At 64.1% G+C, this 26017-nt stretch carries 22 protein-coding genes; 9 read left to right on the forward strand and 13 right to left on the reverse strand.

Going from position 1 to position 26017, the window contains the following annotated elements:
- Positions 1 to 133 precede the first annotated feature (133 nt).
- A complete protein-coding gene (pyrF, locus tag ACQ4WO_RS22880; RefSeq protein ID WP_436483369.1) occupies positions 134 to 958 on the reverse strand; it encodes an orotidine-5'-phosphate decarboxylase in 825 nt (274 codons plus the stop codon).
- Between the two features lie 157 nt (positions 959 to 1115).
- On the opposite strand from pyrF, the gene ACQ4WO_RS22885 reads away from it, so the two are divergent.
- The 5 genes from ACQ4WO_RS22885 to ACQ4WO_RS22905 all read left to right on the forward strand — a co-directional run bounded on the left by ACQ4WO_RS22885 (position 1116) and on the right by ACQ4WO_RS22905 (position 4900).
- Entirely contained in the window at positions 1116 to 1730 is a 615-nt protein-coding gene (locus ACQ4WO_RS22885; protein WP_128140371.1) for a LemA family protein, read from the forward strand.
- Between the two features lies 1 nt (position 1731).
- Complete coding sequence (locus tag ACQ4WO_RS22890) at positions 1732 to 2568, forward strand: TPM domain-containing protein (protein WP_436483370.1); 837 nt, start codon at positions 1732 to 1734, stop codon at positions 2566 to 2568.
- Positions 2568 to 3089 carry a TPM domain-containing protein gene (locus ACQ4WO_RS22895; RefSeq protein WP_436483371.1) on the forward strand — a complete coding sequence of 174 codons (522 nt, stop codon included), beginning with the start codon at positions 2568 to 2570 and terminating at the stop codon, positions 3087 to 3089. The genes ACQ4WO_RS22890 and ACQ4WO_RS22895 overlap by 1 nt, the downstream gene beginning before the upstream one ends.
- 84 nt (positions 3090 to 3173) lie before the next feature.
- Positions 3174 to 3938: an SDR family NAD(P)-dependent oxidoreductase gene (locus tag ACQ4WO_RS22900; protein ID WP_436483372.1), complete on the forward strand. Its 765-nt coding sequence runs from the start codon at positions 3174 to 3176 to the stop codon at positions 3936 to 3938.
- A gap of 548 nt (positions 3939 to 4486) precedes the next feature.
- Positions 4487 to 4900, forward strand: coding sequence for a VanZ family protein (locus ACQ4WO_RS22905; protein ID WP_230515605.1), 414 nt, complete (start codon positions 4487 to 4489; stop codon positions 4898 to 4900).
- Here the strand turns inward: ACQ4WO_RS22905 and ACQ4WO_RS22910 are convergent, their stop codons facing one another.
- Positions 4901 to 5200 carry a hypothetical protein gene (locus ACQ4WO_RS22910; protein WP_436483373.1) on the reverse strand — a complete coding sequence of 100 codons (300 nt, stop codon included), beginning with the start codon at positions 5198 to 5200 and terminating at the stop codon, positions 4901 to 4903.
- A gap of 279 nt (positions 5201 to 5479) precedes the next feature.
- On the opposite strand from ACQ4WO_RS22910, the gene ACQ4WO_RS22915 reads away from it, so the two are divergent.
- Positions 5480 to 6010: a hypothetical protein gene (locus tag ACQ4WO_RS22915; RefSeq protein ID WP_436483374.1), complete on the forward strand. Its 531-nt coding sequence runs from the start codon at positions 5480 to 5482 to the stop codon at positions 6008 to 6010.
- 440 nt (positions 6011 to 6450) lie between these two features.
- Here ACQ4WO_RS22915 and ACQ4WO_RS22920 read toward each other — a convergent pair whose 3' ends face one another.
- The 5 genes from ACQ4WO_RS22920 to galT form a co-directional block, all read right to left on the reverse strand.
- The gene (locus ACQ4WO_RS22920) at positions 6451 to 10281 is read right to left on the reverse strand and encodes an NAD(P)-binding protein (protein ID WP_436483375.1); all 3831 of its coding nucleotides are present in this window, start codon (positions 10279 to 10281) and stop codon (positions 6451 to 6453) included.
- A gap of 55 nt (positions 10282 to 10336) precedes the next feature.
- Entirely contained in the window at positions 10337 to 12076 is a 1740-nt protein-coding gene (locus tag ACQ4WO_RS22925) for a glycoside hydrolase family 2 protein (RefSeq protein WP_436483520.1), read from the reverse strand.
- Between the two features lie 177 nt (positions 12077 to 12253).
- The gene (galK, locus tag ACQ4WO_RS22930; protein ID WP_436483376.1) at positions 12254 to 13321 is read right to left on the reverse strand and encodes a galactokinase; all 1068 of its coding nucleotides are present in this window, start codon (positions 13319 to 13321) and stop codon (positions 12254 to 12256) included.
- Positions 13318 to 14424 carry a M24 family metallopeptidase gene (locus ACQ4WO_RS22935; protein WP_436483377.1) on the reverse strand — a complete coding sequence of 369 codons (1107 nt, stop codon included), beginning with the start codon at positions 14422 to 14424 and terminating at the stop codon, positions 13318 to 13320. Before ACQ4WO_RS22935 ends, galK begins: the two co-directional genes overlap by 4 nt.
- Complete coding sequence (gene galT / locus ACQ4WO_RS22940; protein ID WP_436483378.1) at positions 14421 to 15524, reverse strand: galactose-1-phosphate uridylyltransferase; 1104 nt, start codon at positions 15522 to 15524, stop codon at positions 14421 to 14423. Before galT ends, ACQ4WO_RS22935 begins: the two co-directional genes overlap by 4 nt.
- A 259-nt stretch (positions 15525 to 15783) precedes the next feature.
- Here galT and ACQ4WO_RS22945 point away from each other — a divergent pair, with 259 nt between their 5' ends.
- Positions 15784 to 16779 carry an LLM class flavin-dependent oxidoreductase gene (locus ACQ4WO_RS22945; protein WP_436483379.1) on the forward strand — a complete coding sequence of 332 codons (996 nt, stop codon included), beginning with the start codon at positions 15784 to 15786 and terminating at the stop codon, positions 16777 to 16779.
- A gap of 143 nt (positions 16780 to 16922) precedes the next feature.
- Complete coding sequence (locus ACQ4WO_RS22950) at positions 16923 to 18137, forward strand: MFS transporter (protein ID WP_436483380.1); 1215 nt, start codon at positions 16923 to 16925, stop codon at positions 18135 to 18137.
- A gap of 164 nt (positions 18138 to 18301) precedes the next feature.
- Here the strand turns inward: ACQ4WO_RS22950 and ACQ4WO_RS22955 are convergent, their stop codons facing one another.
- The 6 genes from ACQ4WO_RS22955 to ACQ4WO_RS22980 form a co-directional block, all read right to left on the reverse strand.
- The gene (locus ACQ4WO_RS22955) at positions 18302 to 19927 is read right to left on the reverse strand and encodes a M28 family peptidase (RefSeq protein WP_436483381.1); all 1626 of its coding nucleotides are present in this window, start codon (positions 19925 to 19927) and stop codon (positions 18302 to 18304) included.
- A gap of 137 nt (positions 19928 to 20064) precedes the next feature.
- Positions 20065 to 20901 carry an HDOD domain-containing protein gene (locus tag ACQ4WO_RS22960; RefSeq protein WP_128140386.1) on the reverse strand — a complete coding sequence of 279 codons (837 nt, stop codon included), beginning with the start codon at positions 20899 to 20901 and terminating at the stop codon, positions 20065 to 20067.
- A gap of 117 nt (positions 20902 to 21018) precedes the next feature.
- Positions 21019 to 22104, reverse strand: coding sequence for a BMP family ABC transporter substrate-binding protein (locus ACQ4WO_RS22965; protein ID WP_436483382.1), 1086 nt, complete (start codon positions 22102 to 22104; stop codon positions 21019 to 21021).
- A gap of 21 nt (positions 22105 to 22125) precedes the next feature.
- Complete coding sequence (locus ACQ4WO_RS22970) at positions 22126 to 23055, reverse strand: ABC transporter permease (protein ID WP_436483383.1); 930 nt, start codon at positions 23053 to 23055, stop codon at positions 22126 to 22128.
- Positions 23048 to 24124: an ABC transporter permease gene (locus tag ACQ4WO_RS22975; RefSeq protein WP_436483384.1), complete on the reverse strand. Its 1077-nt coding sequence runs from the start codon at positions 24122 to 24124 to the stop codon at positions 23048 to 23050. The genes ACQ4WO_RS22970 and ACQ4WO_RS22975 overlap by 8 nt, the downstream gene beginning before the upstream one ends.
- Complete coding sequence (locus ACQ4WO_RS22980) at positions 24117 to 25631, reverse strand: ABC transporter ATP-binding protein (protein WP_436483385.1); 1515 nt, start codon at positions 25629 to 25631, stop codon at positions 24117 to 24119. Before ACQ4WO_RS22980 ends, ACQ4WO_RS22975 begins: the two co-directional genes overlap by 8 nt.
- 27 nt (positions 25632 to 25658) lie before the next feature.
- Here ACQ4WO_RS22980 and ACQ4WO_RS22985 point away from each other — a divergent pair, with 27 nt between their 5' ends.
- Positions 25659 to 25850, forward strand: a complete 192-nt coding sequence (locus ACQ4WO_RS22985) for a hypothetical protein (protein ID WP_436483386.1) — start codon at positions 25659 to 25661, stop codon at positions 25848 to 25850.
- The last annotated feature ends 167 nt before the right edge of the window (positions 25851 to 26017 follow it).

Below are 26017 nucleotides of genomic sequence, written 5' to 3' on the forward strand. Positions count from 1 at the left end.
CTGATCATCGGCGCCATGATGCGCAAGCTGGTGCATGTAGCATTCGGCGTACTCAGGTCGGGCAAAATATTTGATCCGACCTTGCACGCTGCTTGACGGGGATAACAGTATCTACATTTTTTATGGATGGTGCTTAAACCGAACGATGCGCATTGATCGCATCGCGCGTTTCAATGGCCACGCGGCGCGCTGCGTCGGCCCAGTCTTCACCGTCCTGCGGCTTGGCGTAGATGATGGCGCGCGACGAGCTGATCATCATGCCCATGCCCTTGGCCGTCTGGCCTGCGCCGACGGTGGCGGCGATGTCGCCGCCCTGGGCGCCGATGCCGGGCACCAGCAGCGGCATGTCGCCGACGATGGCGCGCACTTGCGCCAATTCTTCAGGGAAGGTGGCGCCGACGACGAGCGCGCACTGGCCGTTCTTGTTCCACTTATCGGCCACCAGGCGCGCCACGCGCTGGTACAGCGGTTCGCCGTCCGTATTCAGGAATTGCAGGTCCGAGCCGCCCGGGTTCGAAGTGCGGCACAGGATGATCACGCCGCGGTCTTTCCACGCCAGGTAGGGATCGAGCGAATCCTCGCCCATGTAGGGGTTCACGGTGACGGCGTCGGCACCGTAGCGCTCGAACGCTTCGCGCGCGTATTGCGTGGCTGTCGCGCCGATGTCGCCCCGTTTCGCGTCGAGGATCAGCGGGATGTGCGGGTAATTCTCGCGCACGTAGCGGCAGATGTCTTCCAGCTGCTTTTCCGCACCCAGTGCGGCAAAATACGCGATCTGCGGCTTGAAGGCGCAGGCCAGGTCGGCCGTGGCGTCGATGATGCGCGTGCAAAAGGTGGTGATTCCATCAGGCAAGTCGCGCAGTTCGGCCGGCAGTTTCGCCAGGTCGGGGTCCAGGCCCACGCACAGCAGGGAATTATTGGCCGTCCACGCGGCGGATAATTTATCGATGAAATTCACGGCACACCTTCTCTATATTCAGTTGCAAACCCCGTATTGTAACGCGGCATGGACGTGGGAAGGCAGCCAGGGGCGGCGGCCGGCGCTTATTAAACCGACATTGCGGGCCGTTTCAGGTATATTTGCCTCACCTCCTTTACTCTGCACGGAACCCATCATGCAAATCATCAATCAATTCACCAAATGGCTGCGCCTGGCCTTGAGCGTCACCGTCCTGGCCGGCATCCTGACGGGCTGCGGCTACAACGAATTCCAGAGCAAGGACGAAGCCACCAAGGCCGCCTGGGGCGAAGTGGTCAACCAATACCAGCGGCGCGCCGACCTGATTCCCAACCTGGTCAACACCGTCAAGGGCTATGCCACGCACGAACGCGAAACCCTGGAAGCGGTGACCAAGGCGCGCGCAGCCGCCACCAGTTTCCAGATCACGCCCGAAGTGCTGAACGATCCGGCCGCGTTCGAGAAATTCCAGCAAGTACAAGGCCAGCTGTCGTCGGCCCTGTCGCGCCTGATGGTGGTGTCCGAGAAATACCCTGACCTGAAGGCTGATACCAGCTTCCGCGATTTGCAGTCGCAGCTCGAAGGCACGGAAAACCGCATCACCGTGGCGCGCCAGCGTTACATCACCGCCGTGCAGGATTACAACGTGCATGCGCGCAGCTTCCCGAACAACCTGACGGCCATGGTCTTCGGCTACAAGGTCAAGCCATCGTTCACGGTGGAAAACGAAAAAGCCATCTCGACCGCGCCGACCGTCAACTTTGGCAAATAAGATGAAAGCCTGGTCTTATCTGGCGGCGCTGGCGACGGCGCTGCTGCTGTGCACCAGCCTGTCCGCCAGCGCGCAGGGTCTTGTGCCCGTGCCGCCGCTGGCGGCGCGCGTGACGGACAACGCCGGCATGCTGGACGCCAAGCAAAAGGCGGCGCTGGAAGGCGTGCTGGCCGATTACGAAGCCAAGACGGGCAGCCAGATTGCCGTGCTGCTGGTCAAGAGCACGGAACCCGAAGCCATCGAGCAATACAGCATCCGCGTGACGGATGCCTGGAAGCTGGGCCGCAAGGGCGTCGATGACGGCGTGCTGCTGATGGTGGCGAAGGACAATCCATCGTCCTTGCGCCGCCTGCGCATCGAGGCGGGCCGCGGCGTGCAGGGCGTGCTGACGGATGCGCAATCGAAACGCATCCTGCAGGACGTGATCGCCCCGCATTTCAAGCAAAACGACTATTACGGCGGCCTGGTCGCCGGCGTGGGGTCGATTGCCACTCTGCTGAACCAGGAGCAATTCCCCGCCCCGGCCCAGCAGAAAGCGCCGGCCACGGTGGACGCGGGCGGCATGACCTTCTGGCTGCCGCTACTGTTCTTCGGCTTCCTCGTCGTGCTGACCCTGTTCCGTTCGCGCGGCGGGCCTAACCGCCTGCAGCGCGGCAGCAACTGGTCCAGCGGCGCCACCGGCGTCGTGCTGGGCAGCATCCTCAGCCAGGCCCTGAACAACCGGGGCGGCGGTGGCGGCTTCGGCGGCGGAGGTGGTTTTGGCGGTGGCGGTGGCGGCGGTGGTTTCGGTGGCGGCGGCGGCGGATTTGACGGCGGCGGCGCCTCGGGAGATTGGTAATGACGAAACAACTGACATTCGGACAGCGCTGCGGACGCGCCTTGAAACATTTGCGGGGCACGCCGGCAACGGCGCGCCAGGCGTTTCCGGAACGCACCCTGAAAGCCATCGAGACGGCCATCGCCGACGGTGAAACGATGCACCGGGCGGAAGTGCGCCTGATCGTCGAAGCGGCCCTGACGCCAGGCATGGCTTACCACGGCGTGAGCAACCGCGAGCGGGCGCGCGAACTGTTCGCCCAGTATGGTGTGTGGGATACGGAAGACAACGTTGGCGTGCTCATCTACATCAACCTGGCCGAACACCAGGTCGATATCGTTGCCGACCGCAACGTGGGCCGCCGCATCACGCCGGAACAGTGGCAAACCGTGTGCCGCACCATGACCAAGGGTTTCAAGGACGGCAATTACCACGACAGCACGCTCGATGCCTTGCAACAGTTGAATACCTTGCTGCAAAGCCATTTCCCCGCTGACGGTACGCGCGGCAACCAGTTGCCCAACGAACCCATCCTCCTCTGATTCCTGTCCAGGGATTAAAATCTGCCCATTGCCGCGCAAGCCCGTGGCCTGGGCAGCGCCCCTATTACTCGCCGAGGAGCACACATGAAACTGATCAATAAAACCGCCATCGTCACGGGCGCCACGCAAGGCATCGGCCTGGCTTGCGCCACCCGCCTGATCGCCGAAGGGGCGCAAGTGATGCTGGTCGACATCAAGGAAGAAGGCGCGCAGGCGGCCACCGCCCTCGGACCGCAGGCACGCTTCTTTTGCGCCGACGTCAGTCAGAAGGCGGACGTCGATGCCATGCTGAAAGAAACGTTGGCCCAGTTCGGCCACATCGATATCCTCGTCAACAATGCGGGCGTCACGCACGCGGCCGATTTCCTCGATGTGTGCGAAGACGATTTCGACCGGGTCATGCGCATCAACCTGAAATCGATGTTCCTGTGCGGCCAGGCCGTGGCGCGCGAGATGGTCAAGCGCAATAGCGGCTGCATCATCAATATGTCCAGCGTGAATGCGGAACTGGCGATCCCGAACCAGGTGCCATACGTGGTGTCGAAAGGCGCCATCAACCAGCTGACCAAGGTCATGGCCCTGAACCTGGCCCCGCACGGCGTACGCGTCAACGGCATCGGCCCGGGCACCATCCTGACGGAGCTGGCCAAGCAGGCGGTGCTGTCGAGCCCGCAGGCGCGCCACACGATATTGTCGCGCACGCCACTGGGCCGCTGCGGCGAGCCGGAGGAAGTGGCCGGCATCGCCGCCTTCCTGGCCAGCGACGACGCCACCTATATGACGGGCCAGACCATCTATGTCGATGGCGGGCGCATGGCGCTCAACTACACGGTGGCCGTGAAGGAATGAGGGCAAGACGAAGCAGTTATATCAAAAAACGATAATGGTTATCTAAAAAGACCATTAGACACATATCGTGCGACGCAGCATAATGCACCTGTCTCCACTATTCTCCTCCAAGAAAATAGTTTTAAGCCCGCTTTCACCAGCGGGCTTTTTTTTTGCTATCAGTCCTGAAACATGGCCTTTCTTGCCATGACGAACAATCTTCCCGGTCATTCTGCCTGCCGCAAAAAAATGTTGCGGCGTGTCATCAGCCCGTCATTTTCGCCACCTATACTTGCTTCATCTGCTGTACAGGCAACCGATATGCCTGACTACAGACAGGTGTGCCGCGATGGCACACCACTCCCCTTTCATGACCATGGCGGGCGCCGGCAAGGCGCGCGACATGCTGAGCACCGAGCAACTCTCAACTCTTGACCCATTTCATTTGGGTTTTAGGCCCGCGCCCCCGCGGGCCTTTTTTTGCCCGCACGGCAAGCTCTTGCGCAAAAGCACGGTAGCCCGCCACGCACATGATATTGTGACTGCATTTCCAACCGTCCTCACGCATCATGGCCGCACCATTGCTCGAACTCTGTTTTTCCGACCGCTATGAACGCCTGCGCTACCGCACCGCGCTAGTGCTGTATGCCCTGGTGATCCTGATCGGCGACATCCCCGGCGTGCGCGCGGACGTGGGCCAATATGCGTCGGGCGGCGTGCTGCATTCCTTCGGCTATGGCGTGCTGGCACTGATCCTGTTCAGCGGCACGGCCGGCGGCATGGCGCGCCGGGCGCTGCTGTCGGTACTGATGGTGGCGGCCATGGGCGCGCTGGACGAGTTCATCCAGAGTTTCCTGCCGTACCGCCGTGGCGCCGTCAGCGACTGGGTGGTCGATATCACGGCCGCCGTGGCTGTGGTGCTGCCACTGGCTTTCATCTGGCCCGGCATGGCCGCCGCCGCGCTGAAAAAACAGCAGGGCTGATCACGGCGCGGCGTCATCGCCGGCGCCGAGCGCCAGCGGCAACTGGCCCTGGCCCGCTGCCGCCCGCCCGGCGATGCGGCGCAGGACCGTGCGCATCTCGCGCCGGCTGGCCGCTCCCGCCGCACGCGCCGCATCGCGCTGCATCTCCATCAACTGTTCCGACCGTGACAGCCTCATCAAGGCATGCAGGGCCTGGGTCAGCGCATAGCGGGCGCGCGCCCCGTTCGCTGCGCCCGGGGCGCCGTACACGGCAATCACCAACTCATTGATCAGCTTGACGCTATGGGAATCGGCAGACATTTATTCTCCTGAGATAAGCAACGGGGAACAAGGCAAAGGGGAAACAAGGGAATGCGCGAACGGCCGTGCCCGCCCTGCGCAAGAATGTCTTTTATACCAAGCTCGACAATTGAAGCACTTGATGTACCTCAATGTGAAATAACAAGTACCGAACATCTCAGTCCTCCTGCTCTCTTACTAGCAGCAGTTGCGGCCATGCCTGGCATGCGCCATTGACGCTGACCTCCGCCACACCCTGGAAACCGGGTTAACACTTTGTCAGACCAAGAGGAGAACAAGATGAGAGTAAAAAAAACCATGGCGCTGGCTGGCCTGCTGTGTACGCTGGCCGCCTGCAGTTCGGATCCGAACCGCACCAGCATGAGCAGCACGAACGGCCGCAGCGGTGAAAGCTACAGCAATACGGCCGGGACAGGCAGCACTGGCAGCACGTCGGCCGGCACCGGGACCAGCAGCACCATGAGCGACACCAGCACGGGTAGCAGCGGCACCGCAGGCACCGGCAGCGCCGACGCGCGCACCTCCACGGCCAACAACGCCATGAACATGGACGGCAGCCAGACCGGTGTGAGCATCGCCTCCGCCACGGTGCAATCGATCGAGCCGGTGCCGCGCGGCATGGATCAGGGCAGCAGCGACATGCAATCGGGCAGTTCCGGCACGGCGGGCACCACCTCGGGCAACACGCAGTACCGGGTCACCCTGCGCCTGGACGACGGCAGCACGCGGGCCATCATGCAAAACTCCCAGCCCGGCTACCAGATCGGCGATAGGGTCAAGGTAGTCAACGGCTTGCTGCAGCGCTATTGACGCGCTATTGTCGTTATGGGGGATCAGCGCAGGGGATCAGCGCGGCATGCACTGATTACGCCTGGCCACTGGCGTTCGGGGTACTGAACGCCAGTGGCCAGGTACATTCACTGCAGTCAGGTCTGCGAGGTATGCTGCGAGGTATGGCAAGACAAGACAGGCATCTTGCCTGCTTTGTTTTGTCTTGCCTTTTCCATGCCTTAGCCTTGCCATGTATCCTGCTAGCTGAGCCCTGCAGCTTGCTATGCCTTCTGCCTGGCCATGCCTTCACGTGCCATGATCTTCGGCAGTTCCTTGCCTCTCGCCTCTTGCCTCTTGCCTTTTGCCTTTTGCCTTTTGCCTTTTGCCTTTTGCCTTTTGCCTTTTGCCTTTTGCCTTTTGCCGACTTCCTTGCAGAATCCGCGCCGGGAGCGCCATTCCCGTGCTCCCGGCGTGAGCACCTACTCCACCATGCCCATCTTGCGCTGGCTTGCCGCCAGCCCGCTGATCAGTTCCGCCGCTTTTTTCCCGGCCAGGAAGGCGTGGTCGGAATTGTAGTATTCCCACTCGCTGTAGCGTCCCGCCAGCACGATGTCCTGCGTGGAAAGCCATGCCTTCACCAGCGCCACGTTGGCGGCCCGCGCGTGGTCGTACACCACATAGGCGTACGGCATGTCCACCTGGTTGGCGGCCAGCAGGCGGTCGTCGTCGCGCAGCAAGCCCACCGCGATGCAATCGGCCACGCAGCGGTCAATCAGGGCCTGTCCATCGAGCGGCAGCGGTTTCCAGGGCGAATAGCTGATCTCGCACGTGAGGCCGAAACCGCCCGGCGCATTGCAATGAGGGCTGGCATTACCTTGCAGGAAGATACGGTGGAATATCGTCTCTTCCGGATAGTAAATCCAGTGTTTCTCGCTGATGTTTTCGCGCGCTACACCCAGGTTGACGCAGAGCACGGAAATATGCCGCAAGGCGCGCGCCGCCGCCTGTACCTGCGGCGGCGCCTGCTCGCCGATCAGGCGCACCAGCTGCGGCAAGGGCATGGTGCTGAGCAAGTGCTGGTAGCGGAAGCGGCGGCCATCACCCAGCACGACCACGTGCTGGCGCGGCAAGACCTGCACCACATCGGCATTGAGTTCCAGCTTGCCTTGCAGGTGCGGCAGGAAACCCGACATCAATGCCTGGAAGCCACCGCGCAAGGGATAACCGAAGCGCGCATTCGGGCCCATCGGCTTGGCCACCGGTTCCAGCGCGCCCTCGATGATTTCTTCCAGGTTAGGCAAGGGCACCCGCCCGCCCAGCCACGACGTTTCCATCTCGGCCAGGGGGACAGTCCACAATTTCTTGTTGTAGGGAATGGCGAAATGGCGGGCGATGCCGCTGCCCCACACTTGATGGATGAATTGCTCGAAATTGGGCGCGGTCTGGGCTTGGGCTTGGGCCGGTGCCGCCACGGCATCGTGCACCTGTTCCAGCCCCGTGCCGCCGTCGGCGCAGCAATCTTCAACGGCGCAAGCCGCAGCCGCTGCCTGGCCCGGGGCGGCCGGTGCCTTGCCGTAGCGCGCCTCGACGGCGCCGACGACACATTCCTTGATGACGGCCGGCGGCAGGCCGTACAGCGCTCCCTGAAAAGGATAGCGCGTATAGACCTGCTTGCTGTAGACCCAGGCTTCGCGGTTTTGCCAATGCAGGTTGGCGCCCAGCAAGGTGCGGTACATCTCGAGCACATAGTCATCGTTGGAAAACATGATGTGGCCCGCGTGATCGAAGGTAAAACCCCGGTCCTGGATGGAGCGGCACCAGCCGCCCACGGCGGCATTTTTATCCAGCAGCAAGGTATCGGCGCCCAGGTGATAGGCGGCGCTCAGGCCCGTCGGGCCGGCGCCGATGATGGCGCAGGCCACGGCTTGCGGCGCACCGGGGGGGTGCAGGAGGTTGACGCCGGCGCCCGGTGTGGCGGCCTGTGCAGTGCCGACGGCGGGCACCGCCTGGCGTGCGCCCTGCCCCGGCGGCGTCGTATCGAGCAAGGTGCGCATCTGCTCCACCGTGGCATCCCAGGAGGTAGCCTCGGCGATGGCGCGCATGCTGGCGGCCATCGCCGCGCGCTGTTCCGGCGTTGCCGCCAGCGCCGCCTCGCAAGCGGCAACAAAGGCTTCCGGCGTATCGGCAATGGCCACGATGTCGCCATACGGCACGGCCACATCGGTGATCGACGTGCTGACGATGGGCAGCTGCGCCGCCATGTATTCGAGCACCTTGGTCGGACTGATGAAGCGGGTCGCTTCATTTCTGGCGAAGGGCAGCAGGCACACGTCCCAGCCGGCCAGGAAGTGCGGCAGCGCCTGGTACGGCTGCTGGCCCAGGTAATGGAGATTCTGCCGCTGCGGCAAGCTGGCTGGGTCGATCTTGAGGATGGGGCCGACCAGCACGATTTGCCACTCGGGATGGGCATCGGCCAGCGCCGCCACCAGGGCCGGCTCGAAACGCTCGTCGATCACGCCGTAATAGCCGAGCCTGGGCCGGCCGATCTCCGCTTGCGCGGGATGGCCATTGTGGCGGTCCAGCGCCTGTTCGAAGTGCACGGTATCGACGCTGCTGGCGAAGCAATGGACGTTCGCGTGGCGCGTGCGCTTCGCCTCGAACAGGCTGGGGCCGCCGGCAAACACGAGGTCGGCGCGCGCCAGCAAGGCCGTTTCGCGCTGCAGCAGTTGCCGAGGTGCATTCTTGAATGCGGCCAGTTCATCCATGCAGTCATACACGACCAGATCCGCGTGCAGGGCCGGCAGCAGCGGCAGCGCCATCGGCGTATAGAACCACACGATGGGATCGTCGGCTGGCGTGATCTGGCTCAGCAAGGGTTGCAGCACGGCCAGCTGGTCGTCATGAAAACCGGGCGCCTGCACGGCCGTGCGGGGCTGGCACACGGTCACGTTCGGTGCCGGCGTGGACAGTTCCAAGGTGCCTGGCCCGTCGTGCCAGACGGGTTCCTCGACGAAGACCACGCGGTAGAACTGCGCCAGGCGCGACAGCAGCTGTTGCGGACGCTGATACACGAAATTCCAGCGTAAGTGGGAAAAAACGATAATGGTTCGCATGCCAGTTCCTTTCTGCCCCGCCAGGGCAAACGTTGAACAAAGTTGTCCGGTCAGGCGCTGTGCCTGCCGTAGTGCCGCCGCGTAAGGGGGCACGAGGATGCGCCGCAGCCGCTCTCCCGCCTCGCCTTCCAGGCCGACATCCCACAGGCCGCTGTGGTGCCAGTGGTTGGCATCGTCCCAGTCGGGCCGGTCGATGACGGGATAGATGCAGATGCCGCGCAGCGCGGCGCCATGCTGGACGGCCAGCGCCGCCTCGGCGGCCACGTCGCGTATCCACGCACCGCGCCCGCTGCCCACGTGGCTCGTTTCCGCCAGCAGCAGCGGCCGCTGGTAGCGCGCCTGCACTTCCAGCAGCAACTGGTGCAGGGGCATGCGGCGCGGTTCGCCCAGGTGCCACCACAGGCGCAGGTTGCTGCCGCTTTCCCACTGGTTGCTGTGGTAATAGTTCAGGCCGATCAAGTCCAGATAGCGCGGCGCGCCGCCCAGTTCCGGCGCTTGCCGGCCGCACAACATGTCCCACGCCTCGAACTGCGAAGCGCGCCAGGCGGCCGCCTGCGCAACCCAGTCCGTGCGTCCGGGCGGCGCGGTCACGTGGATCAGGGGATCGCATTGCAGGAAGCGCGCCTGCGAGCTGACGGCACGGATGGCGTCGCAACCGGCCACGGTGGCGCGCACCAGCTGCCGCTTGCCTTCCTCGCCCGCATCGGGCCGGTACATATTCAGGCACTGGAACATGTGCACCGACAAGCCCCAGCTGGTAAACGAGATTTCATTGATGGGCGAATACACGGGCGCGCGACCCGCATACGGCGCGAGAAACTGCGCTGCGGCCCGGCAATAGCGGGCAAAGCGCGGCACGAAGTCCGGCGAGAACAGGTCGAGCTCGGGCGGCCAGCCGTAGTGGCAGAAGGTCCAGTTGATCTGCAGCCCCAGCTCCTGCGCCACAGTCGCGCGTTCTTCAATGAAGGAAAAATCGAACTGGCCATCGCGCTCGGCCAGACGCCAGCCTATGCTTTCGCGCACGCTGCGGATGCCGAACTGGCGCAGCAGCAGGTAGTCTTCGCGCACCCGGTCCAGGTGGCCCGTGGCGCGGTTCATGTCCAGCGCCTGGCCGCCATGGGTGACGTGGTCGGCGCCCTCGTAGCCCGCCTGCCAATAAGTCAGGAACGGCGCTGCCGCGCCATCGGTATCGGCCATGCCTGCTCCTCTTGATGTGATGAACCAGATGAAACGTGCCGGGCCCGGCTTGCGTTCAATTGAGCCGGATATTGCGGGTGGCCGCGCTGAGCAGCTCCAGCGCGGCCTTCGGCGTTCGGTCCGCCGTCAGCAGACCATTGGTTTCCTGGAACGTGTCGGCAAACTGCGTGTAGCAAAAACCGCTGAACATCTGCGCCGTGTTGACGACGTTCATCAGGCGCCGGTAAATATCAAGGAGGGCCGCCTCGTTGCCCACCCGCGCATAGCCCCAGGTTTCCGCCGATTCGCTCTGTTCCCGGTCAAAGGCGATGCCGCCAAATTCCGTGAGGACGATGGGCTGGCCCCGGTGCGGAAAGCCGTCGAGCGTGAGGATGCGTCCGCCCGGCCGGCGCTGGTCGAACAAGGTGGTGCGGGCCGAATCGCTGATCGCATAGCGCGCCTGCAGCCGTTCCGGATCGCAGTCGTAATCGTGGATGCCGAGGATGTCGGTGGCCGACGCTTCCCAGCCGTCGTTGCCGATCACAGGGCGCGTGGGATCGAGCGTGCGCGTCAGGTGGTAAAGCGCCTCGACGGCGTTGCGGTGGGCCTGGATGGCCGTCAGGTTGGGCACGCCCCACGATTCGTTGAACGGCACCCAGACGAGGATGCAAGGATGGCTGTAGTCGCGTTCGATCACATCCGTCCATTCGCGCACCATGCGCGTGATGGCCTTGCTGGAAAAGCGGTACGTCGATGGCATTTCTTCCCATACCAGCAAGCCCAGGCGGTCGGCCCAGTACAGGTAACGCGGGTCTTCGATCTTCTGGTGCTTGCGCACGCCGTTGAAACCCAGGGCCTTGGCCAGCTCCACGTCGCGCCGCAGGGCGTCGTCGGAAGGAGCGGCCAGCAGGGTGTCGGGCCAGTAGCCCTGGTCGAGCACGAGGCGCAGCGGATACGGCCGGCCATTGAGCATGAAACGGTCGCGGTTGATGGCCACCGAACGCAGCGCCGTGTACGACTTGACGGTATCGAGCAGCGCGTCGCCATGCCACAAGGTCACTTCGGCATCGAGCAGGATGGGCCGTTCCGGACTCCACAGCAGTTCGTTGCGCGAATCGTCGATGCCGGGGTCGGACAGAGCGATCTTGCGGCTCGCTTCGTTTTCGATCAGCTTGTACTGGTCGTCGGCCAGCAGGTTGTCGCCATGCCAGATGCGCACGGCCACGGTGAGGTCGTTCTGCAAGTCGCCCATGGCGAACACGTCGCAGCCGATCTCGTAGCCCTCGAACACGGGCGTCCAGCGCAGCTTGCCGATATAGGTGGCCGCCACGCGCTCGATCCACACGCTTTGCCAGATGCCCGTGGTGCGCGGATACCAGATGGAATGGGGCAGCAGCTGCCAGTCCTGCTTGCCGCGCGGCTTGGCCAGGTCGTGCGGATCGTCCTCGACGCGCACCGTCAGCACCTGCGGCCCGTCGGGCAGCAGCGCATGGCTGATGTTGGCGACAAATGGCGTGTGGCCGCCCTCGTGGTCGGCCACCACGTGTCCGTTCAGCCATACCTTCGCATGGTAGTCGACGGCGCCGAAATGCAGCAGCACGCAAGGACCACCCGGCTGCAGCAAAAATTCGCGCTGGTACCAGCAAACGCGGTGAAAACCCCGGTCGCCCACGCCGCTGGCCTGCGATTCCGGTGGGAACGGCACGATGATGTCGTGCGTCCAGTCGATGCCGTCATCGGGCAGCCGGTAGCGCCGTTCATTGTCAAAGGTAAAACGCCAGGCGCCGTTCAACGGTTGCCAGTTTTCGCGCACCATCTGCGGGCGCGGATACGCGAAGGTGACCGCGCCAGGCAGGGCGGTCCCGGCCTGGCCGTCATCGGTATCGGATGGGGGGAGATGGTCATTGAGCATGTGTGTTGGAGGCATGCGGCACGGGCCAAGTTCCGAAGAAAGAGGCTTGCTTTGTCACGCATGAGCAAGATCAAACCACGCTCAATTCAAGGGAACCACCATGCGTGCGCTGTGTCCATCGGCGTTAAAGCGCTGCACCACCGTGCGCCCCGCGCTGGCCGCGCACTGCTTGCGGCACAGGGCCACGCAGGCGCCGCCAAAACCGGCCCCCGTCAGGCGCGCGCCGTACACGGCCGACTGCGCCGACATCAGCGCCACCAGCGCATCGAGCACCGGCAGCGACACTTCGTAATCGTCGCGCAAGCTGGCGTGCGACTGCGCCATCAGTTGGCCGAAGAGCACGGGACCATGCTGGCCGCACGCTTGCAGCACGCGCAGGTTTTCGCTGACCACGTGGCGCGCGCGGCGGCGGTACGGCTCGGGCAAGCCTTCCACCACGGACGGCTCGCGCACGTCGCGCAGCGCCGCCACGCCCAGCAGGCGCGCCGCCTGTTCGCACTCGGCGCGCCGCACGTTGTACGCGCTGCCAGCCAGGGTGCGCGCCACGCCGCTGTCGATGACCAGCACCTCGCTGTCGTGGGGTAGCGCCAGCAGTTCATGGCGCAAGGTACGCGCATCGAGCAGCAGCATGTGGCGCTCGTCGGCCAGGCTGGACGCCATCTGGTCCATCACGCCGCAATTGACTTGCGCGTAGCGGATTTCCGCCTGCTGCCCCATCAGCGCCAGCGACACGTCGTCAATCTGCAGCCCCAGCAACTGGCGCAGCGCGCGCAGCATGGCGATTTCCAGCGCCGCGCTGCTCGACAGGCCGGCACCCGGCGGCACGTCCGAATCGATATGGGCGCGCACAGCCGGCACGGCCACGCCGCGCTCCTCGAGCAGGCGGATGCAGCCTTCCAGGTAGCGGCCGAAACCCGGTGGCGCGGCGCACTGGTGCTCGAAACGCACGAGTTCGTCAAGGGTTGCCGAATAGAACTGATGGTGGTCGTCCGCGGCCAGCGCCAGCATCACCCGCGTGCGTTGCGGCGTGGCGCACGGCAGCATGTAGCCATCGTTGTAATCCGTATGCTCGCCCAGCAGGTTGACCCTGCCGGGGGCCGAGGCCGCCACCACGGGGACGGTGCCGAAATACGCGTCGGGGGTGATCATGGCAACTCCAGGGTCAGCGGACGCCGCCGTCCCTGCACCGAGGTAACTGGCCAGTCCGGGTCGCAAGTCAGGTTGTGCAGGCGCCCGCCACTGAGCAGGAAAGTGTCTTCCACCATGCTGCCGGGCAAGCTGGGATGGAAGGCCAGGGCCATGCCGTCCTTCAGGGCGATTTCCGTGTGCGCACCGGCGGCCACCTCGGGCGCGCGGTAGCCGGCGATGCCGCCCTGCCGGAATTCCTGCACCGTGTCGGGCTGGCCCGCATACGCATAGGCGCTGTCGAGCGCGTGATACACCATGCTCAGCGCATGCCCCGCCATGCAGGCGTCGAGCGCCACCGCTTCCAGCGCCAGGATGGCCGCGTCCGCTTCGCCGATGCCGTCGCGCGCGGTGCGGAAACGGCGCTGGCGGCTCAGGCTGGCGCACAGGCCGTAAGCTTGCGCGCACAGTGCCAGCACGGCCCGCTCGCCCAGCGGCGACGCGGCCGGTGGCGCGCGCCGGTAGCGCTCGAAGCGCTCGGCACCGGCCGCCAGCACGTACACGGCGTGCAGGCCGCGCGACCACAGGGCGCGGGCGCAAGCGCCGGCCAGGTCCTGCTCGCTCCAGTCGGGACGCGCGGCGCGCAGTGCTTCGCTGGCGGCCGCGGCGGCCAGGCGGCCCACTTCGCGGTAGCGCGCCTGTTCCGGCGCCAGCAGTGGCAGGCGCTCCTCGCGCAGGGCGGCGGGCAGGCAGCGTTCTTGCACGCCGGGCCGGTCGCACAGCACGGGCCGCCCTCCCGCCGCATGCTGCACGAAATGCTCGCGCAATTCCGCCAGCCGCGGCTGCATCCACGGCGTCACTTGCCAGGTCCAGCAGCCGCGCACTTCTTCCTGGCGCAGCCGCTGCGCCTCGGCCGCATCCGTCAGGATGTAGGCCGCGTCGCGCGTGACGAACACTTCGGCACAGCCGTACTCGGCCGTCTGGCAGGGGCTGCCCGACCCGCCTGCCGTGGCCCAGGCGAACCAGTCCACGCCGCGCAGGCGCACCGCGCCAGCCCGCTCCTGCTCCAGCCAGCCGCGCATCTGCGCCAGCTTATGTGCAATTTCCAGTTCGACATTCCAGTTCATGCGATTTCCTCTGCCATATTCCATGCCACGCGCACTTCCTGCAGTTGCCGCGCCGACTCCTCGGGCAGGGCATCCATGGCGTACATACCGGCGCCCAACTCGGTACCGGCCAGGTATTTGAGCCGTTCGCGCGTGCGGTACGGCGGATAAAACTGTGCGTGCAGCTGCGTTTCCGGATGCGCGCGGCCGTCTGTCGGCGCCTGGTACCAGGCCATCAGGTAAGGCATCTCGCGTTGCCACAGGCCGTCGTATTTCAGCAGAACGGTTTTCAGGGCGCGCGCCAGGTCCTCGCGCTGCTCCACCGACAAGGCCGCAAAACTGTCCGTCTGCCGCAGCGGCATCACCCACGCTTCATACGGGTAGCGAGCGCAGGCGGGAACAAAAGCGATGGCCTCCGTCCCCAGGTACAGCAGGCGCGTGCCGCCATCGGCTTCGCGCCGCGCCATGTCCACCAGCAGGGCCTGGCCATGCTCGGCGAAGTACGCACGCTCCTGCTCCAGCATGCGCGCCGGCACCGGTGGAACAAAGGGATAGGCGTAGATCTGGCCATGCGGATGGTGCAGGGTCACGCCCACTTCCGCGCCACGGTTTTCGAACGGCAGCACATAAGCGATGCCGGGCCGCCTGGCCAACGCTTGCGTGCGCCCGGCCCACGCTTGCAGCAGCAAGACGATGTGACTGACTGGCAAGGTGCCCAGCGCGGCGCCGGCATCTTGGGCGAACACCACCACTTCGCACTGGCCGCTGGCGGGCGCCGTGGCGACCGTCAGGTCGGGCGGGTCGTGGGCGCTCAACGCCAGGGTGGGAAAGCGGTTGTCGAAGACGGCGATATCGTAGTCGCCTGCAGGCAACTCCGTCGGATGTGCGGGATCGCACGTGGGCGCCAGCGGGTTGTACTCTGCCGGAGGAAGAAAGGTGCGACCCTGGCGATAGGCCGCGTACGCCACCCACTCGCCGCGCAAAGGATGCCAGCGCAAGTGCGGATTGGCTTCCTGCGGTAAGGGGAAAGGGCTCGGTGCAACGCCAGCGACGACGATGGGACGCCTACTGTAAAGGGTCAGCTGGCGCCCGTCGGCTTTGACGAGTTGCTCGCAATACATGATGTTTCACAATCTAAGGTACGAATTCTTAAGACTGGGGCTGGCAAGGAAAGTTCCAGAGTTTGCGGCGACTCCGCCAGTTCAAGCAGCACAGATCCCGACCGGCACGAGTTTTTTACCGATCAGTACGCAAATTCCCGATTCGCATTATCATGTGCACAGCCTGTCATCCCTGCCGCTTTCAAGGCCGACCCTATTGTCGTCAGGGGATAGACAAATCGTCCATTGTGATTTTCCACCACGTCCCGATATCGCTACCATGATTCCATTTTCCATACTCGACCTGGCCCCCATCGCCGAAGGCAGCGACGCCAGCCAGTCGTTCAAGAACACGCTCGACCTGGCGCAGCACGGCGAACGCTGGGGCTACAACCGCTACTGGCTGGCCGAACACCACGGCATGCCCGGCATCGCCAGCGCCGCCACGGCCGTCGTCATCGCCCATGTGGCGGCCGGCACGACAACCATCCGCGTGGGCGCGGGCGGTGTGATGCTGCCGAACCACTCGCCGCTCGTCATCGCGGAACAGTTCGGCACCCTGGAAGCGCTGCATCCGGGCCGCATCGACCTGGGCCTGGGCCGCGCGCCCGGCTCCGACCAGACGACGGCGCGCGCGCTGCGCCGCGACTTGCAGTCCGATGCGGAACAATTTCCGCAGGACGTGCTGGAATTGATCGACTATATGTCCGACGAGCCGCGCCAGCGCGTGCTGGCCGTGCCCGGCAAGGGCGCGAAAGTGCCCGTGTGGATACTCGGCTCGAGCCTGTTCGGCGCCCAGCTGGCCGCCCACCTGGGCTTGCCGTATGCATTCGCCTCGCACTTCGCGCCGCAGATGATGATGCAAGCCGTGGCCTATTACCGCGAACATTTCAAGCCGTCAAAACAATTGGCGAAACCGTACGTAATGCTGGGCTTTAACGTCTTTGCCGCCGATACGGATGCCGAGGCGCACCTGCGCGCCACGTCGATGCAGCAGGCCTTCGTCAACCTGCGCACGGGCCGCCCGTCGCGTCTGCAGCCGCCCGTGCCCGGCTACCTGGAGCAATTGGGTCCGCAGGAACGCGCCATGCTCGATTCCGTCCTGTCCTGCACGGCCATCGGCGCGCCGGAGACCGTCAAGGCGAAGATGGCCGCCTTCATTGCCGAAACGGGCGCCGACGAGCTGATGATCACTTCGCAGATCTTCGACCACCAGCACCGGCTGCGTTCGTATGAAATCACGGCGCAGGTGCATGCGGAGCTTGCGCAGCAGTAAATTTTCCTCCCTCGGTATATCCCCATATACCCTTTTCCCGGCCGTCGGCAACGATCGCCGGGATTTTTTTGCCTGTCCGGCAAGAAATGCGCAGCCCCGCTATCATGCTTATCCAAAAGCATCACTAAAGAAAGTTGTATCGCATGAAATCCGCACCATCGAATGTCGATGCCAGCGCCCTGCTGACGTCGACCCGCATCCTGCTGTTCGCCCTGTCCGCCGGCGTGCTCGTCGCCAGCCTCTACTATGTGCAGCCGCTCACCTCCATGCTGGCCGCCTCGTTTGGCGTCAGCGTGCCGCAAGCCGGTTATCTGGTCACGGCCACGCAGATCGGCTATGTGCTGGGCATCGTCTTCCTGGTCCCCCTCAGTGACGTACTGAACCGCCGCCAGCTACTGACGTGGATGCTGATCGCCAAGATCGGCGCCCTGCTGCTGGCCGCCACCAGCCAGAACATCATCGTCTTTGCCATCGCCAGCGTGCTGATGGGCATCACGTCCAGCGCCTTGATGGTGGTGACGGCCATGGTGGCCTCGTACGCGCCCGATCACAGCCGGGGCCGCATGGTGGGCACCGTCATGACGGGCTTGTTGCTGGGAATCTTGCTGGCGCGCACCGTCTCCGGCACGGTGTCGCAGATCAGCGGCGGCTGGCGCACTGTCTACGTGCTGGCCGCCATCGTCGTGGCCGCCCTGCTCGTCATGCTGCGCCGCATCCTGCCGAACGAGGCGCCACGGGGCAAGCTGCAATACGGAAAATTAATGGCCTCCCTGGCCGACATCATCCGCCAAGAACCGTTGCTGCGCCAGCGCGCCCTGTTCTCGGGCCTGGGCCTGGGCACCTTCAGCGTATTCTGGACGGGTCTGACTTTCCTGCTCAGCGGCGAACCCTATCACTACTCGGAAATGCAGATCGGCCTGTTCGGCCTGGCCGGCGCCACGGGCGCGTTTGCCGCCAACACGGCGGGCCGCATGGCCGACCGCGGTTACGCGCGCCAGGCCACGTGGCTGCTGGCCGTCGCCTCGATCGCGGGCTGGGCCTTGATCGGCTTTGGCGCCCATTCGCTCGTACTATTGCTGATCGGTATCGTCCTGCTGGACATGGGCGTGATGGGCTTGCAAGTGACGCACCAGTCCATCATTTATAAACTGGCGCCACATGCACGCGCAAGGGTGACCACCGTGTTCATCGCGGGCGGCTTCATCGGCGCGTCGGCAGGCTCGGCCCTGGCCAGCGCCAGCTTTGCCGCCGGCGGCTGGCCCGCCCTGTGCATGGTGGGCGGCGCCATGCCGCTGCTGATGCTGATCGTGTGGAGCAAGTACCGGCACACCCAGCGGCGGCTGGAGCGTGCGGCTTGATCCGATGCTGCGGCGCCAACACTATGGGGCCAACAATACTGTCGGATTACGCACGGCATCGCCGCGCTAATCCGACCTACGCCTGATGCTGATGAAACAAGACACGTAGGTCGGGTTAGCGCGCCAGCGCGTAAGCCGACAACATTGTTGGCACAAACCACGCCTTACTTTGCAGCCTGCTCGCGGGCCTTGCCGAACGCATCGCCCACCTTCCAGGCCGGCATCTTCGCCGCGTTGGCCACGGCTTGCCCCAGGTTCAAGGTAAATTGCGCCTGCTGCGTCATGCCCGACAGATCCCAGCTGGCGTCGTACTCATCTGTGACTTGATGGTAGCGGGGGCCGTAGGCGGCCGCCTTGGCTTTCGACTTTTCCAAGTCCTTGATGTATTCGCGTCCGCCATTGATGGAAAACGCGGGTACGCCCGCCTTGGCGAAGCTGAAATGGTCGCTGCGGAAGTAGCCGCCGGCCAAGTCGGGACGCGCTTGCGCGATATGCATGCCCATGGATTTCGCCACCGTGGCGGCCATGGCCCCCAGTTCCGTGCGCTCGCTGCCTTGCGCGCCGATGTCGTGCGTAGCGCCAACAAAGTTCAGGCTGTCCAGATTCAGCGCGGCCGCCGTCTTGTTCAACGGCCACAGCGGATCGGCCGCATACGCTGCGCTGCCCAGCAAGCCTTGTTCCTCGGCCGCCACCCACAGGAATATCTGCGTGCGCTTCGCAGGCTTTTTCACGGCTTCCTGCGCCATGGCCAGCAAGCCGGCCGTGCCCGAGGCATTGTCGACGGCGCCGTTGTAGATCGTATCTCCCGCTTTTTCGTCATCCTTACCTTGCTTGCCCAGGTGGTCCCAATGGCCGCTGTAGATGACGGCTTCATCCTTCAATGCCGGGTCGGTGCCCGGCACCATGCCGGCGATGTTGAATTGCTCCACCTTGCGCACGGCGGACTTCATTTCGCCGCTGAGCTTGGCGTTCAATGCGACGGCCTTGAAATCCTTGCCTTCCGCCTGGGCGCGCAAGGCGTCCAGGTCCTGACCGCCGGCCGCAAACAGGCGGCGTGCCGCGTCTTCCGCGATCCAGCCTTGCAGCGGCGTGCCGGCCGTGCGGTCCGCCAATTGAAAACGCTCGCTGCCGCTCCAGCTGTTCTGCACCACGCTCCAGTCGTACGAGGCCGACGGTTTCGTGTGGATCAGCAAGACGCCAGCCGCGCCCTGGCGTTTGGCTTCCTCGAATTTGTAGGTCCAGCGGCCGTAATACGTGAGCGCCTTGCCGGCGAAACGATTCGGCTCAGCAATGGTCGGCTGGGGGTCGTTGACCATCATGACGACGATCTTGTTTTTGACATCGACACCCTTGAAATCGTTCCAGCCCTCTTCCGGCGCCGTGATGCCGTAACCGACAAATACCAGTGGCGCGTCGAACGTGTGCGCGGCAACGGAGTCGCCCGTGGCCCAGACCCAGTCCGGACCAAACGCCAGCGGCACGGCCTTGCCGTCCGCCACCGCCTGCAGGCTGCTATCTTGTGGCAAGGATTTCACACCGGCGATTTGCACGCTCTGGCGGTAGCTGTTGCCGCGCACGGGTTTCAAGCCGGCCATCTGCGCCTGGGTTTCCAGGTACGCCACCGTCAGGTCGGCGCCGCGCTGGCCCGTGCCGCGGCCTTCCAGTAAATCGTTGGACAGGAAGGCCAGGTGGGCGCGCAAGGGCACTTCCTGCACCACGGGCAAACCGGTCGCGGCGTGGGCGGAAAACGCCAGCGCGGTCAAGGTCAGGGAAGAAAACAGCTTCTGCATAAGATCCTTTGGGTAAGAGGAGGAAAGCGGTACGGCGGATAGCCGAGCCGGCGATTGTATGCCATGGGGAAAGGCGCATCAAAATGCGGACGAAAAAAATCCCCGCGGCAAGGGCGGGGATGTTTCAGGAAGAACGCTCAGACCAGCAGGGCGGCCGCCAGGGATTCGATCTCTTCCGCCGATTCCTCGAGGATGGTGTGCAAGGTGCTGCCGCCGATGCCGAAATCGATCTTCGCCGCTGCCTGGCGCCGCGCGGCGCTTTCCGGCGGGTGCAAAGGCGAGCCGACGGGCGACAGATCGTTGGCCAGCACCAGGGTCGCGCCCAAGGTGCGGGGCGGGAACGTGCTGCCGCCGTGCCACATGCCTTCCACGGCTTGCAAGACCAGGTCCGGCACTTGCAGCTGGCGCAGCACGCCGCGGCCGATCAGCTTTTCGCCGTATTCGATCCAGTCTTCGGTATTATCGTCCAGCAAACCAGGATATTCCTCGGCGCGCGACAGCAGATAAAAGCCGCCCACTTCGTGCACGATGGCGGCGAACATGGCCGTTTCCACGTCCACGTGCGTGACTTTCTTGGCGATCACCTGGCTCAGCGCGGCCACATGGGCCGTGTGTTCCCACAGCCGGGCCGCCTTGGCGCGCAATTGCGGGTCCGTGATCTGGCTGCCCAGCTGGCGCACGATGACGGACGCCACCATCGATTTCAAGGTGGCAAAGCCCAGGCGCGAGACGGCCGCGCGCACATTGGCGATTTCATTGCCGGAACGGTTGTAGGCGGCCGAGTTGGCCAATGCCACGACCCGGGCCGACAGCAGCGGCTCGGCCATGACCATGCGGGCGGCCGCTTCGATATGGCAATCGGGGTCGTCCAGCGCTTCCTGCAGCTTCAAGGTGGCCTTGACGTTGGCGGGGAACGTCAGCTCGCCCTTGCTCGCTTGCAACGCGATAATCTTGAATACTTCCAGTCTGTCCATGGGTCAATCTCCGGTACGGGCCTGTTCAGGCGCTGCTGTGTTGGACGGGCCGGGAATGCGCTCCCCGGCCCGGCTCCCGTTTCCGGCAATATTACAGCAAGTTTATACTCAAACCTATTACTTTCCGGAAACTTTCCCGGCCACGCCTTCGACAAAATAGTCCATCTTCGTCAGCGCCGCATCGTCCAGCACGCCTTTGTCCAGGCGCACCTTGCCATCGTTATCCTTGATCGGCGCGCTGAACGGATTGAGCTTACCAGCTACCAACTCTTTCTCACGCGCCAATACAAACTGTTTCACGTCGGTCGGCACGGCGGCGTTAATGCCTTCCAGCTTGACCATGCCATCCTTGATGCCGCCCCAGGTGCTGCTGGACTTCCACGTACCGTCGAGTACGGCTTGCGCCTGCTTCGTATAGTAATCGCCCCAGTGGTGGGTGACGGCGGCCAGCTGCGCTTTCGGTCCATACTTTTTCATGTCCGAGTGGTAGGCGATCGCATACTTGCCCTTCTCTTCGGCCGCCTGCACCACGGCGGTCGAGTCCGTGTGATGGGTGACCACGTCGGCGCCCTGGCCGATCAGGGTGATGGCCGCGTCGCGTTCCTTGCCCGGGTCGAACCAGCTATTGACCCACACCACTTTCACTTCCGCCTTCGGGTCGACGCTGCGCATGCCGCGCGTAAAAGCGTTAACTCCCTGCAACACTTCCGGGATGGGAAATGCCGCCACATAACCGGCCACGTGGGTCTTGCTCATCTTTCCCGCCAATACGCCGGCCAGGTAGCGGCCCTCGTAGAAACGGGCATTCGTGTTGGCCACATTGACGGCCGTCTTGTAGCCCGTCAAATGAATGAACTTCACATTAGGAAATTGTTTCGCCACTTTCAAGGTGGGATTCATGTAGCCGAACGAGGTCGTAATGACCAGCTTGCTCCCCGTCTGCGCCAGGTCGCGGATCACCCGTTCCGCATCGGCGCTCTCCGGCACGTTTTCCACATACTTGGTGGTGATCTTGCTGCCCAGCGCCTTTTCCATTTCCTTGCGGGCCAGATCATGCTGCGTGGTCCAGCCCGCGTCGCCGATGGGGCTGATATACACGAAGCCGACATTCAGCGGAGCAGTCGCGGGCGCCGCGGCCATGGCGGGCATGGAAGACATCAGCGCAGCACTGCAAACGGCGGCGCACAACAGTTTCTTAGACATGGTTTTCCTTGTGGTCAGTGATTAATTTCCGGGATTGAAATTTTTCCCCAGCGAAGCGGGCATGTTGAGCTTGATGTAATTGGCATTGCTGGAAATGAGCACGAGCACGACGATGGCCGCCACGTACGGCAGCATCGACAGCAGTTGCGACGCGATCGGTACACCCAGCGCCTGCGCGTGGAACGTCAGAATCGTGATGCCGCCGAACAAATAGGCGCCGCCCACCACGCGCGCCGGGCGCCAGGTGGCAAACGTGGTCAGCGCCAGCGCGATCCAGCCCCGTCCCGCCACCATGCCTTCAACCCACAGCGGCGTGTAGACGAGCGACAAGAAGGCGCCAGCCAAGCCGCAGCAGGCGCCGCCGAACAGCACGGCCGCCAGGCGGATGCGGCGCACGGGGTAGCCGAGCGCATGCGCCGAAGCGGGCGACTCGCCCACGGCGCGCAGCACCAATCCTGCCCGCGTGCGGTACAAAAACCAGGCGATGACCACGCACAGCAGCAAGGACAAATACACCATCGGATGCTGGCGGAACAGGGCCGGCCCCAGCACGGGAATGTCTTCCAGGAAAGGGATGCCGAAGCGGCCGTTCTGCAAGCTGTTGCCCACATACTTCAAGCCGATATACGTGGACGCGCCCGCGCCGAACAGCGACAAGGCCAGGCCCGTCGCATACTGGTTCGTGCCCAGCCACACCGTCAGCCAGGCAAAGAAGCCGGACAGCAGCATGCTGGCGCCCGCCCCTGCCAGGAAGCCCAGGGTGGGACTGCCCGTGTTGACGGCTACGGCAAAGCCCGTGATGGCGGAGACCAGCATCATGCCTTCCGCGCCCAGGTTCACCACGCCCGCTTTTTCGTTCACCAATAAACCGAGCGCGGCCAGCATCAGTGGCGTGCCCGCATTGATGCTGGCGGCAATCAATGGCGCGATCGTCAGAGCCAGGTTATCCATGTTTTCTCCAGCGCAATTTGTATTGGATCAGCACGTCGCAGGCGAGCAAGGCGAACAGCAAGATGCCCTGGAACACGCCGGTAATCGCACTGGGCAAACCGAGGCGCGATTGCGCCAGTTCGCCGCCGATATAAAACAGGGCCATGACGAAGCTGGAAAAAATCACGCCCACGGGATGCAGCCGCCCCACGAAGGCAACGATGATGGCGGCAAAGCCATAGCCGGGCGAGACGGTGGGCGTCAACTGCCCCATCGGTCCCAGCACTTCGCAGGCGCCCGCCAGGCCGGACAAGGCGCCGCAAATCAGCAAGGACGACCACAAGGTCTTGCGCGAGGAAAATCCCGCATAGCGGGCGGCGGCAGGCGCCATGCCGCCCACGCGCAAGCGGAAGCCGGCAATGCTGCGGGATAAATACAGCCAGCCGCCCAGCGAGGCCAGCAAGGCGAAGACGATGCCCACGTGCAAGCGTGTGTCGCTGATCACCATCGGCAGCAGCAAGCCGTCCGACAGCAGTTTCGATTGGGGGAAGTTGAATCCTTCCGGGTCGCGCAGCACGCCATACACAAGATAGCTGAGCAGCAATTGCGCGATGTAGACGAGCATCAGCGAAACGAGGATTTCGCTGGCGTTGTAGCGGTCGCGCAGCCACGCCACCAGGCCCGCCCACACCATGCCGCCCGCCATGCCGGCCACCAGAGACACGCCTATGATGGCCGCGCCGCCGACGCCATCGTCGAGGTACAGCGCGGCCGCGCCACCGCAGATGGCGCCCAGGGTCAGCTGCCCTTCGGCGCCGATGTTATAGATGTTGGCGCGAAAGCAGATGGCCAGGCCGACGGCGATCAGCAGCAAAGGCGCAACCTTGAGGCCCAGTTCGGACCAGCCGTGCGCGTCGCGCAAGGGTTCGACAAAGAAGACGGCGAGACCGGCCAGCGGATCGTGTCCCAGCGCAAGAAACAGCAAAGCGCCGCACAGCACGGTAAGCAAGACGGCCAGCACCGGTGACAGCCACGACATAAGACGCGATGGCGCGGGCCGGGCTTCCAGGCGCAAGGCAAACTTAGCCATGGACTGCCTCCTGCGGCCACAGCCCACTCATCCATTGCCCCACTTGCGCCACGCTGGCCTCGCCCACGTCCAGGGATGGTGATATCTTTCCCTTCGCCATCACCAGCAAGCGGTCGCTGATGTCGAACAATTCATCGAGCTCTTCCGATACGACGAGCAGCGCGCAACCAGCATCGCGCAAGGCCAACAATTCGGCGCGGATTTGCGCGGCCGCGCCCACGTCCACGCCCCAGGTCGGCTGCGCCACCACCAGCACCGTGGGTTCGCGCATGACTTCGCGCCCGACTATGTATTTCTGCAAGTTGCCGCCCGACAAGCTGCGCGCCAGCGCCTGCGGCCCGCCTGCCTTCACCTGGAAACGGGCGATGATGGCGGCCGCCCGCTGCGCGATGACGGTATGACGCACGAAGCCGTGGCGGATGGTGGCCGGTGTCTGCAAGCTCAATAAAACGTTGTCCGCCAGCGCCATGTCGGGCACGGCGCCCCGGCCCAGCCTTTCCTCCGGCACGAAGCCGAAACCGAGGGCGCGCCGGCGGCCCGGCGGCAAGCGTCCGGCCGGCGTACCGTTCAGCACGATGCTGTCGGCAGCCGCGCGCATGTCCTCGCCCGACAGGGCCGCCAGCAATTCCTGCTGGCCATTGCCGGACACGCCCGCGATGCCGACGATCTCGCCCGCACGCACGTCGAAATTGATATCGATTAATTGCGTGGCAAACGGGTGGCTCTTCGGCAAGTTCAATTGGCGCACGCTCAGCATGGCCGCACCGGGCGTGCGCGCCACGCGCGTGACGGCGGGCGGTTCGGCGCCGATCATCATGCGCGACAGGCTGGCCGCCGACTCTTGCGACGGGTCGCATACCCCCGCGTTCTTGCCGGCGCGCACCACCGTGCACGTATGGCACAGGGCGCGGATCTCGTCGAGCTTGTGGCTGATGTAGAGGATACTGCAGCCTTCGGCCGCCAACTGGCGCAAGGTCGTAAACAGTTTTTCCACGGCGCCCGGCGTCAGCACGGACGTCGGCTCGTCAAGGATCAACAATTGCGGCTTGGCCAGCAAGGCGCGCACGATTTCCACGCGCTGGCATTCGCCGACGGACAAGGTGTGGACGTGGCGCTGCGGCTCCAGGTCCAGGCCGTACTGGCGCGCCGTCGCTTCGATGCGCTGCGCCAGTTCCGCCATGTTGGTGCCGGTGGGCAAACCGAGGGCGATGTTTTCTGACACGGTCAAGGTGTCGAACAGGGAAAAATGCTGGAACACCATGGCGATGCCGAGCGCCCGCGCGGCCGACGGGTTGGCGATCTCGACTTCGCGGCCATTCCACAGGATGCGGCCGCCATCGGGCTGCACGGCGCCGTAGATGATTTTCATCAGGGTCGATTTGCCGGCGCCGTTTTCGCCGAGCACGGCATGGATCTGTCCGGGCGCGACGGTCAAATGGATGCCGTCATTGGCCACCACGGCCGGATAGCGCTTGCTGATATCGAGGAGTTCCAGGCGTGCCGTCATTGTTTTTTTCGTGCCTCGCTGCGTGGTATGCGGGATGTCGAACGGTGGAAAAAATCAACACTCTGTCTCTATCGTATCGGCATCCGCGGCGCTTGGGGGGCGAGCGCGGCGGCGCGCATTTCTATTTCCGCAAAAAAACAACACCTGTATACAATTTTGAAAAAAATTATCAGCTTTGCAGCGGCTGCCTTGCCCCGCAAGGGCGGGAAGGTGCGATGATTATATGCAGGAACTGATAGTAAGTATGCAGACAACACATATCGCCCAGCGCGGCACTTCTCGCATCATGGATTGAACGGTGCGCAATTTTCCTCATCGCAGCGCTTCGTGCGCACTACGCGCCCCGCTATCCCCGTTCCCGTTTTCTCACATCATCAGGAGCCGAA

Source organism: Janthinobacterium aestuarii (genome assembly GCF_051380835.1).
In the GTDB taxonomy this organism is placed as follows: Bacteria; Pseudomonadota; Gammaproteobacteria; order Burkholderiales; family Burkholderiaceae_D; genus Janthinobacterium; species Janthinobacterium aestuarii.

What these genes read in the sequence shown, in the direction of transcription:
- ACQ4WO_RS22980 (WP_436483385.1), bottom strand. Translation starts at nt 25,631, where the DNA reads ATGACGGCACGCCTGGAACTCCTCGATATCAGCAAGCGCTATCCGGCC.
- ACQ4WO_RS22890 (WP_436483370.1), top strand. Translation starts at nt 1,732, where the DNA reads ATGAAAGCCTGGTCTTATCTGGCGGCGCTGGCGACGGCGCTGCTGCTG.
- ACQ4WO_RS22960 (WP_128140386.1), bottom strand. Translation starts at nt 20,901, where the DNA reads ATGGACAGACTGGAAGTATTCAAGATTATCGCGTTGCAAGCGAGCAAG.
- ACQ4WO_RS22985 (WP_436483386.1), top strand. Translation starts at nt 25,659, where the DNA reads ATGCGGGATGTCGAACGGTGGAAAAAATCAACACTCTGTCTCTATCGT.
- ACQ4WO_RS22905 (WP_230515605.1), top strand. Translation starts at nt 4,487, where the DNA reads ATGGCCGCACCATTGCTCGAACTCTGTTTTTCCGACCGCTATGAACGC.
- ACQ4WO_RS22970 (WP_436483383.1), bottom strand. Translation starts at nt 23,055, where the DNA reads ATGGATAACCTGGCTCTGACGATCGCGCCATTGATTGCCGCCAGCATC.
- ACQ4WO_RS22885 (WP_128140371.1), top strand. Translation starts at nt 1,116, where the DNA reads ATGCAAATCATCAATCAATTCACCAAATGGCTGCGCCTGGCCTTGAGC.
- galT (WP_436483378.1), bottom strand. Translation starts at nt 15,524, where the DNA reads ATGTATTGCGAGCAACTCGTCAAAGCCGACGGGCGCCAGCTGACCCTT.
- ACQ4WO_RS22895 (WP_436483371.1), top strand. Translation starts at nt 2,568, where the DNA reads ATGACGAAACAACTGACATTCGGACAGCGCTGCGGACGCGCCTTGAAA.
- ACQ4WO_RS22910 (WP_436483373.1), bottom strand. Translation starts at nt 5,200, where the DNA reads ATGTCTGCCGATTCCCATAGCGTCAAGCTGATCAATGAGTTGGTGATT.
- ACQ4WO_RS22975 (WP_436483384.1), bottom strand. Translation starts at nt 24,124, where the DNA reads ATGGCTAAGTTTGCCTTGCGCCTGGAAGCCCGGCCCGCGCCATCGCGT.
- ACQ4WO_RS22945 (WP_436483379.1), top strand. Translation starts at nt 15,784, where the DNA reads ATGATTCCATTTTCCATACTCGACCTGGCCCCCATCGCCGAAGGCAGC.
- ACQ4WO_RS22965 (WP_436483382.1), bottom strand. Translation starts at nt 22,104, where the DNA reads ATGTCTAAGAAACTGTTGTGCGCCGCCGTTTGCAGTGCTGCGCTGATG.
- ACQ4WO_RS22955 (WP_436483381.1), bottom strand. Translation starts at nt 19,927, where the DNA reads ATGCAGAAGCTGTTTTCTTCCCTGACCTTGACCGCGCTGGCGTTTTCC.
- ACQ4WO_RS22950 (WP_436483380.1), top strand. Translation starts at nt 16,923, where the DNA reads ATGAAATCCGCACCATCGAATGTCGATGCCAGCGCCCTGCTGACGTCG.
- ACQ4WO_RS22915 (WP_436483374.1), top strand. Translation starts at nt 5,480, where the DNA reads ATGAGAGTAAAAAAAACCATGGCGCTGGCTGGCCTGCTGTGTACGCTG.
- ACQ4WO_RS22925 (WP_436483520.1), bottom strand. Translation starts at nt 12,076, where the DNA reads ATGGTGCGCGAAAACTGGCAACCGTTGAACGGCGCCTGGCGTTTTACC.
- ACQ4WO_RS22900 (WP_436483372.1), top strand. Translation starts at nt 3,174, where the DNA reads ATGAAACTGATCAATAAAACCGCCATCGTCACGGGCGCCACGCAAGGC.
- ACQ4WO_RS22935 (WP_436483377.1), bottom strand. Translation starts at nt 14,424, where the DNA reads ATGAACTGGAATGTCGAACTGGAAATTGCACATAAGCTGGCGCAGATG.
- ACQ4WO_RS22920 (WP_436483375.1), bottom strand. Translation starts at nt 10,281, where the DNA reads ATGGCCGATACCGATGGCGCGGCAGCGCCGTTCCTGACTTATTGGCAG.
- galK (WP_436483376.1), bottom strand. Translation starts at nt 13,321, where the DNA reads ATGATCACCCCCGACGCGTATTTCGGCACCGTCCCCGTGGTGGCGGCC.